This window comes from Marinobacter halophilus, assembly GCF_003007685.1.
GTDB classification, from domain to species: domain Bacteria; phylum Pseudomonadota; class Gammaproteobacteria; order Pseudomonadales; family Oleiphilaceae; genus Marinobacter; species Marinobacter halophilus.
Genome location: NZ_PXNN01000011.1, coordinates 711,818 through 723,821 on the forward strand (window position 1 = coordinate 711,818; position 12,004 = coordinate 723,821).

7 protein-coding genes are annotated in these 12,004 nt (G+C 58.0%); 2 read left to right on the forward strand and 5 right to left on the reverse strand.

The window, feature by feature from the left end; all coding sequences use genetic code 11:
* Positions 1-60: 60 nt before the first annotated feature.
* The gene (locus tag C7H08_RS09630; RefSeq protein ID WP_106671498.1) at positions 61-2,112 is read right to left on the reverse strand and encodes a bifunctional metallophosphatase/5'-nucleotidase; all 2,052 of its coding nucleotides are present in this window, start codon (positions 2,110-2,112) and stop codon (positions 61-63) included.
* A 163-nt stretch (positions 2,113-2,275) separates the two neighbouring features.
* Positions 2,276-5,035, reverse strand: coding sequence for an aconitate hydratase AcnA (gene acnA / locus C7H08_RS09635; protein WP_106671499.1), 2,760 nt, complete (start codon positions 5,033-5,035; stop codon positions 2,276-2,278).
* A gap of 206 nt (positions 5,036-5,241) precedes the next feature.
* Here acnA and C7H08_RS09640 point away from each other — a divergent pair, with 206 nt between their 5' ends.
* Positions 5,242-6,510, forward strand: coding sequence for a sensor domain-containing diguanylate cyclase (locus C7H08_RS09640; protein WP_207768301.1), 1,269 nt, complete (start codon positions 5,242-5,244; stop codon positions 6,508-6,510).
* Between the two features lie 62 nt (positions 6,511-6,572).
* On the opposite strand, the gene C7H08_RS09645 is transcribed toward C7H08_RS09640, so the two are convergent.
* On the reverse strand, positions 6,573-8,096 hold the full coding sequence (locus tag C7H08_RS09645; RefSeq protein ID WP_227663169.1) for a methyl-accepting chemotaxis protein: 1,524 nt from the start codon (positions 8,094-8,096) through the stop codon (positions 6,573-6,575).
* Positions 8,093-8,677 (reverse strand): SCO family protein, encoded by a 585-nt coding sequence (locus C7H08_RS09650; RefSeq protein ID WP_106671500.1) that lies wholly within the window; start codon positions 8,675-8,677, stop codon positions 8,093-8,095. The genes C7H08_RS09645 and C7H08_RS09650 overlap by 4 nt, the downstream gene beginning before the upstream one ends.
* Positions 8,678-8,934: 257 nt before the next feature.
* Between C7H08_RS09650 and C7H08_RS09655 the strand changes: the two genes are divergently transcribed.
* The gene (locus C7H08_RS09655; RefSeq protein ID WP_106671501.1) at positions 8,935-10,389 is read left to right on the forward strand and encodes a hypothetical protein; all 1,455 of its coding nucleotides are present in this window, start codon (positions 8,935-8,937) and stop codon (positions 10,387-10,389) included.
* A 41-nt stretch (positions 10,390-10,430) separates the two neighbouring features.
* Here C7H08_RS09655 and C7H08_RS09660 read toward each other — a convergent pair whose 3' ends face one another.
* Positions 10,431-11,882, reverse strand: coding sequence for a rhomboid family intramembrane serine protease (locus tag C7H08_RS09660; protein WP_106671502.1), 1,452 nt, complete (start codon positions 11,880-11,882; stop codon positions 10,431-10,433).
* Positions 11,883-12,004: the final 122 nt, after the last annotated feature.

Sequence of the window (12,004 nt, forward strand, 5' to 3'; positions counted from 1 at the left end):
ATATAACCAGCCAGCGACCATTGTCCCGGGCGCAGGCTGGCTTTTCTTAGCGATCGACTGTTACTGAGCGACAGACACCGGGATTAGCCGTTCATTAACATCGAACGGCACACCGTAAGCGTTAGCCGTATCGGGATGGAACACCTGCAGATACTCTGCAAACGCGTCCTGCTCGCCACCGGTTATCGAGAAGTCGGTGAAACCAGGGTCGTTGGCGGCAAACCTCTCTTCGGTCATTTCTACATATTCCGGACTTTGCAGGCCATTGAACGGCCAACCGCTGCCACAATTGGCAGTGCCGTCGGTCGTTGCCGCACAGCGGGCCAGGAAGTCCAGTGCCAGGACCCGGAAGGTGGGACCTGCGTCTTCCTGCAGCACGCCATTCTCCACCACCAGGTCCCAGCGCTCGGATTCGGTGGCAGCGTCAGGGTCAACCAGAACCTCGAGTTTGCGTACACGCTGGCCGTCAGTCAGTCCGGAACCACCCAAATTCACATCACCATCTGAACGGGCAGCTCTGGCGGGGTCAAACTCGACCCGCAGTCCGGCGGTGTGGGTGAAGTTACCTTTGATCATTTCTTCAACCAGATCGTGCAGTTCGGCAGCGGTCATGGTGACCACCGCCAGCCCATTATTGAACGCAAAGGCGGTCTGGATATCCAGCTGAGAAATGCCACCTTCGGGCTTGCCGAAGTCATTGCCTGCTGGCGGTAGAAGTTGCAGATCGTCTTCTGAGGTTGAACCGGCCGGGCTGACAATACGACCAATCGGGGCGCGAATGCCACCGCCGTTTTTCACCGAAATCACCGGGGGCACGACGCCATCGACACCCGCTACCAACTTCTGACCGTACCAGAGATTGGCATCAGCCGACAGGTTGCCAAGGTTGGTTTCTCGGCTGCGAACGAAGGCGCGGCGACCGTCCAGAAACTGAGTAGTCACGCCGAATGCCTCGCCATCCAGTTCACCCAGAATCTCACGGATCACATCCGCTACTTCAACCACTTCAGCGATAGGGTCAGCCATCAACACATCATTCACGACCGCCGGAATGGCTGCCCAGGCACCGCTTTCGGCCGGGTCAATACTGTCTACAACCACAAGACCGTCAACGTCGAACTCAACGACCAATCGTCCCAGGTACTTGTAATCCGCCTCGGTGTTAACCAGCAGCACCGGCTCGCCAGAGATGGATTCATAGATTTCCGGGTAATCACCGCCTACCGTGTCGCCATCGCGCACCACGTCATTGCTATCGGCAAGCAACGTATTCGAACCGCCACCCACAATAATGTCAACGCCATCAAGCAGGCGTGCCAGACCGCGCTCTACGTTCAACACCTGCATGTGAGACAACAGGATGATCTTGTTGATGCCATCGTCTATTAAAGCATCGATTTCCGGCTGCAGGGCGGCCGCCAGAGCATCAAGCCCGGCATCATTGTTGGTGAAATCGGCCGGAAACACCTCCAGGCTGCCCGTCGAGGTAATGCTGGGTAATGTCGGTGTTACGGCGCCGACAAAACCGATCTGCTCACCGTTCACCGTAATCACCGTAGACGGGGCAATACGACCACCGATCTTGCTGGCTTCCTGGCCACCCTCGGTCACCAAAGCGGCAGTGCCAGTATCGGCAGTAAAGTCGACGTTCGCGGAAATATACGGATAGGCCGCGCCTGAATAGACGCCGTCCGGGCTGATGATGCCCGCAAAGCCGGCCGGGCCGGTATCGAGGTCGTGGTTACCCACGGCAGACACCTGTATCCCCAACTTGTTCTGAATCTGTGTTTCACCTCGGCCTTCACCGGCAACCCCGACAACGGCATTCATTCGTGCATCTTCGCTTGCCTGGAAAATCGGGCCAGGAATGTAGTTGTCACCAGAGCTCACCAATACGGTGTTGTCCGGCATCTGCTGGCGGAAATAGTTAGTGAGCGCTGAAAAATCGTCAACGTTGAACATGGCGGCGGTGCCACCACCGTCAACATCGGCAAGGTGGAGAAGCTGCAGCGTAAAGGTTTCGTTCTGATCAGAAGCACTGTCACTGGAGTCGCCGCAACCGGCAAGTGCCAGAACAGCAGCCGAGCCAACGGCTAACAAGAGATTACGCATGGTTTTTTCCCGGGTCAGGTGAATGTTTGCTCACTCAGTATTTGCCGGGACAATGACAGCACCCTTACCAGGAACTGACAGTTTAATGACACTTAGATGACGAAAGCTAGCCACGCAACAAAAAGCGCCAGCAGACTGCCGGCGCTTTTCTTTCAGGCAATGATCAGGCGCTCTTCAGCATCTCCCGCACCACATAATGCAGGATACCGCCGTGTTGAAAGTACACTGCCTCATTGGCGGTATCGATCCGTGATGTCAGTTCGCAGGTTTCAGTAGAGCCATCCTGATATTTCACCGTCATGGTCAGAGTCTGGCCCGGCGTGATGTCGCCGGACAGACCTTCGATGCTGATGGCTTCCTCGCCGGTCAGCTTCAGGCTCTTGCGATCCGTACCTTCCGGGAACTGCAGGGGCATCACGCCCATGCCGATCAGGTTGGAGCGGTGGATACGCTCGTAGGATTCTGCCACCACCGCCTCTACCCCCAGCAAACGAGTGCCCTTGGCGGCCCAGTCGCGGCTGGAGCCGGTGCCATATTCCTTGCCGGCGATGACCACCAGCGGCGTGCCCTGCTCCTGGTATTTCATGGCGGCATCGTAGATGGCCATCTGCTCGCCGGTGGGCACGAATTTGGTGTAACCGCCTTCCACGCCGTCCAGCATCTCGTTACGAATGCGCACGTTGGCGAAGGTGCCGCGCATCATCACTTCGTGGTTACCCCGGCGGGAGCCGTAGGAGTTGAAATCTTTCGGCGCCACGCCGTGCTCCTGCAGATACTTGCCGGCAGGGGTATCGGGCTTGAACGAGCCGGCCGGGGAAATATGATCGGTGGTGACCGAATCCCCCAGCAGAGCCAGGATGTTGGCCTCCTTGATGTCATTGATCGGCTCCGGCTCTTCGCCCATGCCCTCGAAGAACGGCGGGTGCTGAATGTAGGTGGACTGGCCGGACCACTCGTACACCTTGCTGTCCGATACCTCAATGGCCTTCCAGATGTCGTCGCCCTCGAACACCTCGCCGTATTCCTTACGGAACATATCGGTCTTCACTTTCTCCACCGCTTCGGCGATTTCGGCCTGGCTGGGCCAGAGATCGTTCAGGTACACCGGTTTGCCATCCTGATCCTCGCCCAGCGGCTCCTTGGTCAGATCCAGCCGGACGTTGCCGGCCAGGGCGTAGGCCACCACCAGCGGCGGCGAGGCCAGCCAGTTGGTTTTCACCTGTGGGTGCACCCGGCCTTCAAAGTTGCGGTTACCAGACAGCACCGAGGCCACGGTCAGGTCACCCTCGGTGATGGCTTTTTCAACCGCATCCGGCAGCGGGCCGGAGTTCCCGATGCAGGTGGTGCAGCCATAGCCCACCAGGTTGAAGCCTAGCGTGTTCAGGTCGTCCTGCAGGCCGGCCACCGCCAGGTAATCGGTGACCACCTTGGAGCCCGGTGCCAACGAGGTTTTCACCCAGGGTTTGGCTTTCAGGCCTTTTGCTACGGCTTTCTGGGCAATCAGGCCGGCCGCCATCATCACACTGGGGTTGGAGGTGTTGGTGCAGGACGTGATGGCGGCAATGACCACGGCGCCGGGGTCCAGCCGGAGTTGCTCACCGTTCATTTCCAATGGCTGACTGGAAGGATGGTGGTAACTGTTGTCCACGCCCACCGCGGTTTGGCCGCCTTCGGATTCCATCTTGGTTTCCCGGGTTTTGGCAGGGCCTTCGGCGGTTTCCATCAGCAGCTCGAAAGACGCCTTCATGTTTTTCAAAGCGACTCGATCCTGAGGCCGCTTGGGGCCGGCCAGGCTGGCTTCCACCTCACCCATGTCCAGCGCCAGGGTGTCGGTGTAGATGGGCTCCTGACCCGGCTCACGCCAAAGGCCCTGGGCTTTGGCGTAGGCTTCCACCAGTTCCAGTTGGGCGTCTTCACGGCCGGTCAGGCGCAGGTAAGTGAGGGTTTGCTCATCCACCGGGAAGAAGCCGCAGGTGGCGCCGTATTCCGGCGCCATGTTGGCGATAGTGGCCCGGTCTGCCACCGGCATCTCTTGCAGGCCGTCGCCGTAGAACTCGACAAACTTGCCGACCACGCCTTTCTTGCGCAGCATTTCCACTACGGTCAGCACCAGATCGGTGGCGGTGATGCCTTCACGCAGTTTGCCGGTCATTTTGAAACCGACCACTTCAGGAATCAGCATCGATACCGGCTGGCCGAGCATGGCAGCTTCAGCCTCGATCCCGCCGACACCCCAGCCCAGAATACCGAGGCCGTTGATCATGGTGGTGTGGGAGTCGGTGCCGACCAGGGTATCCGGATAGGCGATGGTTTTGCCGTCCACGTCTTTTTGCCACACGGTTTTGCCCAGGTATTCCAGGTTGACCTGGTGACAGATTCCGGTGCCCGGCGGCACTACGCGGAAATTGTCGAAGGCCTGCTGGCCCCAGCGCAGGAACTCGTAGCGCTCCTGATTGCGCTCCATCTCGATGGCGACGTTGTCTTTGAACGCAGAGGCATCACCGTAGTTGTCTACCATCACCGAGTGGTCAATCACCAGGTCGACCGGTGACAGCGGGTTGATCATGGCCGGGTCTTTGCCCGCGCGCTGCACTGCCTCCCGCATGGCAGCCAGATCCACCACGCCGGGCACGCCGGTGAAGTCCTGCATCAGCACCCGAGCCGGGCGGAACTGGATTTCGGTGTCGGATTTTCGATCTTTCAGCCACTGCAACATGGCGTCGATATGAGAGCGGTCGACGGTGGTGTCGTCCTCATTGCGCAACAGGTTTTCCATCAGGACTTTCAGGGAGAACGGCAGCTGGTCGAGACCACCCAGCGTGTCAGCGGCTTTGGCCAGACTGTAGTAGTGGAAGGTCTTGCCACCGGCCTTCAGGCTGGAAAGGGTGTTCAGACTGTCTTTGCTCGGAGTAGTATTCGACATACGGTGCCTCCTTTTCCGGGTTCTCTTTTAACTATTGCACCGAATACCCATAGTTCAACTCAACAACGGTGAATGTTCAAAATTCCTTAAGTGAATACCACGAGCCCTGCCAGGGCACTAGGGACATTCCCTCGTTGACACCAACCGGCAACTGAACAATTCTGAGGTTTTTCAGAGACCCGTCTACTCCAATAACAGGAACTCCCTTGAAACCGGAACACACCCAGACATTGCCCGGACTGTCCGGTGACGACACACTCCTGTTACTGCGCAGCGCGACGGAGCTGGCGTTCAATTCAATCCTGATCACCGATACCGATCACAACATCCTCTATGCCAACCCGGCCTTCTGCAACATGTCCGGTTACGATTTAGACGAACTGCTGGGCCAGAACCCTCGCATCCTGCAGGGCCCGCTGACTGAACCTGTGGTCATCGATAGGTTACGGCAGAACCTGAAAAGCCGCGGGCAATTTTCTGGTTCCACTTTCAATTACCGCAAAAGCGGCCGGCCTTATCTGGTGGAGTGGACCATTTCTCCGATCAATGACCAGGCCGGCAAGCCTCGGTTTTTCATCTCCATCCAGAAAGACATCACCCAACTGCACGCGGCGCAATCTACCGGCAACCTGTTCGCCAAGGCGATTGATGCGGCCCACGACGGCATCTTCATTACCAACGCTGAGGGTGTGATCGAATTTGCCAACCAGGGCTTTGAAATCATGACCGGTTACACTCCGACCGAGGTGGTTGGCCGCTCACCCTCAGTACTCAAATCCGGCAAACATGACAAAACTTTCTACAAGGGGCTTTGGCGCCACCTGAACGAGGGCCTGCCGTTCCGGGCCATGGTGATCAATCGCGCCAAGGGCGGACAGGAGATTCATTGTCAGCAAACCATTACCCCGGTCAAAAACCCCGACGGTAAGATCACCCACTTCATCAGCATCATCAAAGACCTGACCGATCGGGTGTTTGAGGAACTGAAGCTCCGGGAACAGGCTTCTCACGATTCGCTGACCGGGTTGCTCAATCGCCGCGCCGGTGAAATTGAACTGGATGTCGCGCTGATCGAGGCCCAGGAAAACGATTCCGGGTTTAGTGTGCTGATGATCGACATCGACAACTTCAAGGCCGTCAACGACACCTATGGCCACCCGCGAGGCGACGAGATTATCAAGGTGGTCGCGGAAATTCTCATGGACGAAACCCGCAAAACCGACAAATGTGTGCGATGGGGCGGAGAGGAATTTATTGTCGTACTGCCATTTTGCGACCTCGCGAAAGCATCTGAGATTGCCGAAAATATCCGGGCGGCGATGTCGGCTTTCTCCTTTGACGACGTCGGTCAGGTCACACTGTCGATTGGTGCAACCGAATCGACCGCCAGTGATACCACGTCGGCCATTCTCGAGCGAGTGGACAAGCTCCTGTATGACTCCAAGCGTGACGGCAAAAACCGAGTCACGACATAGCACCCTGACAACGGCCAACGAAACCTGACACGGTAGAAACCGATCTGCCCAAGGCCATAGCGCTAGGGCAGCCGGTACTGGCTAACCAAGGCGTCCACCTGACCGACGGCCTGCTCAAGCTCTCCCGCCATACCGCGCACTTTGTCGGCCTCGCCGGCCACCTGGCCATTGCGGGTGGCGACCGAGTGAATGTTTTCGTTGATCTGTAGTGACGTAGCCGCCTGTTGCTCACAGGCCGAGGCAATCTGGTTGTTCATGCTGCTGACGGCATCAATCGCCTGTTCAATCCGACTGATGGCCTCCGCTGCGTTCTGAATCGCACGATTGGATTCGCCGGAGCGGGTCTGGCCGATTTCCATGGCGGCAGTGGTCGCTTCCGAGAGGTCTTTCAGCTCATCCACGGTGCTACGGATTTCGTCGGTGAACTCCTGTGTTCGGCGTGACAGTGATCGCACTTCATCGGCCACCACGGCAAAACCACGGCCATGCTCACCGGCACGAGCCGCCTCAATGGCCGCATTGAGGGCCAACAGATTGGTCTGGTCCGAGATGTCGTGAATCGAGCTTGTGACCCGGGCGATGGACTCGACCTTCTCCGCCAGCTGCACCACCATTTTGGTGCTTTCTTCCAACGCCCTGTTGGTGGCCTCCGTCATCTTGCGGGCATCGGCCATGGCCTTGCTGCCGTCGTTGGCTGACCGGGACGCATCGGAGGCGGCTTCGGAGGCCAGTTGAGCGTTGTGGGCCACTTCCTGCACACTGGCAGACATCTGGTTGGTCGCGGTGGCCACCTGATCCGCCTGTTGTTGTTGCTCTCCCACGTAATGGCGAGTGCTATTGCTGGCGTCGGCCAGCTGCACTGCATTGCTGCGCAGCTCTCCGGAGAAATCTCTTAACTGCAGAATCAGCGCACAAGATTGGTCCATCATCTGGTTAAAGGACAAAGCACTGACACTCTGATCTTGCGTTGGTAGGCGGCCCCGCAAATCTTTCTCGCCGTCGTACGCCCGGACAATATCGATCATTCGATGAGCTTGCCGGCGCTCTGCGCCCATCTGGAGAGCAAAAAACACCAGTATGCTGGCCTCAAAAACCACAAAAGCCGCGTGCAGGAAGGCGATACCCCAACTACAGCCATAGTTGAATATCATCAGTGGCATACCGCCAATGTGGGTTTCGGCCAGCTGCAAACCGGTCAGCAACAGGTGGTGCACGGCAATCACACCGGCCGCGACGATCACCGGCAACCAGTCCCGGTAGATAATCACCAGGGCGAGCGCTGAGAAGATGTGGAAGTGCATTTCGATCCGACCCATCTGGGCCTGAATCATCACCGCCGAAAACAGCATCAGGCAAACGGCAAACAAGGACGAACAGGCCCGGGTACCTCTCAACATTGCGTAACCCGCCAGCGCCAGCACCCCCACCAGCAACGATGCCACGATGGCAAAGCTATAAGTACCATGACCCCAGGGCACCAGGAGACCGACTACCGGCACGTGGGCCATAATTATGAACAGCATCTGCCGATCTGTGGTCAGTGTTTGTTGTGTCGCAAAATCTTGTTGCTCAAAGGATGCAGTCACCGCAACCCTCCTTTTATGCCGGCCATTAGCCGTTCAATGTCGCTCTGCACCCGATCCAGATCCAGCTCGGGTGAGCTATAAAGCAGGTGCCGCCGATTGTCCGGCGTAACTGCGTAAATACGTGCGCTATGGTCAAAATCGTAGTGCTCTGCTCCGCCAATTCTGGCGGCAAATTCCGAAAACCCCATCGCCAAGCGCTGAGCCGAAGCCTGATTGTTCGGCCGCACCGCGTGAAAGTTGGCACCCATGGCCATCATGATACGGTCGAGCTCTTGCTGACTGTCCCGGTCCGGGTCCAGACTGACAAACACGAAGGCTACTGGCTGCGCTGCCAGCCGCCGATGCAGTTCCCGCAAGTTCATCAGCTGCAACGGGCACACCGTGCCGCAATGCTGATAGCCAAAAAACACCAGGCGCACCTGCTCCGCTCCCGGCTCGTAACCGGGCAACTCAGGTACCGGCAAATCGGTTTTAAAACCGTAAAAATTGCTGTCCCGGGTGATGTGGCCGAGCAGCGGTAGCGATACCAGTAATCCAAAAGCCAGGATGAACAGCACGATCCAACTGGATGTGTTCTGCATTAGTTGCACTCTGTACTTATTATCTACTTATAGTAACGGCTGAAAGCCTCTGGCCTTTATAGGGATGAGCCGAAATTTATCGGTGGCTTCATCGATACGCTCAGTCTCATCACGAGATCACTGGGCTAAGCAACCATCCGTGAAAGCACCTGCAAGATAACGACGCTCGGCACGCCGGATCTGTGAACGGATCTGATGCGGGCCAAAGCCAGTTCTGTCATCATTAGCCGCTGTTTTCTGACGGATCAGGACCTACCGTGAAGCACGACTGTCATTACCATCCGGGTGACCCCGCCAAGTGGCACTGTGGCGAATGCCAGGTACATTATTGCAACCGCTGCATGCCCGATGCCGACACCCGCCAGCGCCGGGCGCTGTGCCCCCATTGCAGCAAGGCTATGCGCTACCTTGGTGCCGCCACCGTGGTGGTGCCCTTCTGGCACCGTATTGGCGCCTTTTTTCGGTACCCGTTTCATACCGACCCGCTGATGGTCATTGCTATTTGCACACTGGTGCCAATCGTGGTGCCGGCCAATTTTATCGGGCTGATTATCTGGCTGGTGTTGGCCCTGGCGCTGTTCAAATACACCTACGCCGTGATCAAACACACCGCAGAGGGTCACCTGAAACCGCCTCCGGTGTCGGTCGCCTTTACCGGCAGCGGATTTGATATCGTCATTTTGCAGCTGCTGGTGTTCGTCTTGATGGGTGCACTGGTGGCCGCGGCGGCGATGATTGGCGGCCCGATCCTGATGCTGCTGGCGCTGGCCTTTGTGATACTGGCGCTGCCCGCCAGCATTATGGTGCTGGCCATGGAACGTTCGGTAGGTGCGGCGGTGAATCCGATGAATCTGGCGGTGCTCATTTCCCGCATCGGCACGCCCTACTTCCTGCTCTACGGTTATCTGATTCTACTGACGCTGGCCTCCGGCGCGGCCCAGGATTTTGCGGTCAATCACTTCCCGCTCTGGGTTGCCCAGCCGCTGGCGGGTTTTCTGAACAGTACTTTCACGCTGATTCTGTTCCACATGCTGGGCTACCTGTTGTTCCAGTATCAGGAAGAGCTGGGCTTTGCCTCCGATCTCCAGGATGACGACACCGAGACTGACAATCTGCACCGGGATCGCAGCACCCGCTTTGATGCCGATCTGGACATGAACCTGAAAGATGGCAACTACGACCGGGTGCAAAGCATGTTGATCGAAACATTAAAGCGGGATCGGGACGACCCGAAGCGAATCGGTCAGCTCTACCAGCTTCTGACTGCACGGCAGGCCACCGCTGAACTGTATCGCTACCATCCGCGCCTGATGGCCTGGCTGGCTCAGCGCCACGACGGCGATGGCCTGAGCCAACTGATGCAGACCCTGCAGGCGTCGGAGCCGGGCTTTCAGGTGGACGATCCGGAACTGGCGGTGCAATGCGCTGGCACGCTCTACCATCGCGGGCACCACAAGCCGGCACTGAGGCTATTGCAGGACTTCCACAAACGCTTTCCGGACAGTGACCAGCTGGCCCCGGCTTACCTGATTGCCGCCCAGGCCCTGGCAAACGGATTGCAACAGTGGGAGAAGGCCAGTGCGTTTCTCGCATTCATCAAGAAACGCTGCACCGGCCACCCTATTCACGGCCAGATTGATATCTGGCTGGAGCAGGCCCGCAACCAGCAGCCGCTGAAAGGCCCGAAGGCCAACTTTCAGGTGTCTGAGTAACGGCAGCAGTAAGGCTGCCCTCCCGGGCGCCCCTTATCCGATCAAGGCTGACTTTGTAACAACTGCCGGTAATGCCGGGCTTTGGGCTCCATCTGCAGCTTCTCGAACTCCGCCAGCAGCAACCGGCAAGCCTCGCTGACGAGATCGGGATCGCCCTGCGCGCGCATGCGTTCAAAGGCTTTCTCGGCAGCTTTCAGGTCGTGATGCTTCAGACTGATAAACAACACCCGGTTGTGGTCTTCCACCGCCAGCGGATGATGGGCCTCACCCTTGCTCAGGTATTCCTGCCACACCGACACCATCTGCTCCGGCTGCCGGCGAGCCATGGCGTCGGCCATCAGCTGGCGTGCGCGTTCCCGGTACTCCGGCAGGTCCGGCCGCAGCTTGGCCAGCTGATAGAGGTGCTCCAGCAAAATGGTGCGTTCCGGATAATGCTCGCGCAGCGCCTCGAACTGCCGGCGGGCCAGGTCGAATTCCATCCTGCCAAGGCTGGCCATGGCTTGTGCGTAGGCACTGGTAAAACGGGCGTCCTGCTCGTCTTCCTCAGGCTCGAAAAACTCTTCTTTTACCTGCAGCCAACTCTTGCCCAGCAACCAGACCAGGCCAGCCCCGGCCACCAGACCACCGGCGTGAGCCATGTAAGCAATGCCGGTCGCGCCGGCATACCAGTAATCGTAGACTTCCTTGCCCAGCCAGACCGGTAACAACGCGATGGCGGGTGCGCGAAAATAATTGAAGTAGACGCCGAGAAAGTAGAAAAACCGGATCTTCTGCAGACCGTAAATGGCTACGTACATCCCCATCAGCCCGGAGATAGATCCGGACGCCCCCACCAGCGGAATGTAGCTGCCCATCGAAAAACCGACAAACACCAGTCCGGACAAGGCGCCACAGACCAGGTAAGCCGCCAGGAATCGACCAGGACCGAGGGCTTTTTCCACGGTAAAGCCGAGCAAGAACAGGAACAGCAGGTTACCGATGATGTGGCCCCAACCGCCGTGCAGGAACTGGTAGCTGATCAGGGTATACAGCGACAGATCCGCCGGCACCAGGCCCAGCTGATAGGCACTCATGCGGCTGATCCACTGTTCTTCTATCGCGGTGCGCTGTTGCTGCCACTGGCTACGCTCGGCAGGCGCCCAGATCAGGTCCCGGTTGTCCTGCAGATACTGATAGAACTCCCGGTCCAGCAGTAGTGTGGCGGCCTGCCAAAGCGCTTCGTTGTTTTCCTGAAGCGACTGGAACTCCTGAAGCTCCAAGACTCGCTGAGCGTCGCCCTCAAAGCGGATGGCCCGTTGCAGATAATCCTCGTATGCAGGGCCCTCGAGTGCCAACAGGTTGCCATTGAGATACTGCTCCAGGGCAGATTCCAGTTTGCGGTCGTCACCGCCCTGATAGAACAGGAACACCAGCAGGCAGGCCAGAATCAGGCCCAGGGTGACCCAGGGCGGGCGCTTCCAGTTAATCGAGTTTTCGGCAGGAATAATCAGCATGGGCGGTCACAATTCATCACAATCTGTCCCTGAAAAGCTGCTTTTTACCACAGCAGAGGCTTCTTTTCCCGGTGTAATGGTGTCCGGCGAGCAGAAAAATCAGGTCGGCAACGGGATTTGTG

Coding starts and splice junctions, on each gene's coding strand:
- C7H08_RS09630 (WP_106671498.1), bottom strand. CDS start 2,112: ATGCGTAATCTCTTGTTAGCCGTTGGCTCGGCTGCTGTTCTGGCACTT.
- acnA (WP_106671499.1), bottom strand. CDS start 5,035: ATGTCGAATACTACTCCGAGCAAAGACAGTCTGAACACCCTTTCCAGC.
- C7H08_RS09650 (WP_106671500.1), bottom strand. CDS start 8,677: ATGCAGAACACATCCAGTTGGATCGTGCTGTTCATCCTGGCTTTTGGA.
- C7H08_RS09660 (WP_106671502.1), bottom strand. CDS start 11,882: ATGCTGATTATTCCTGCCGAAAACTCGATTAACTGGAAGCGCCCGCCC.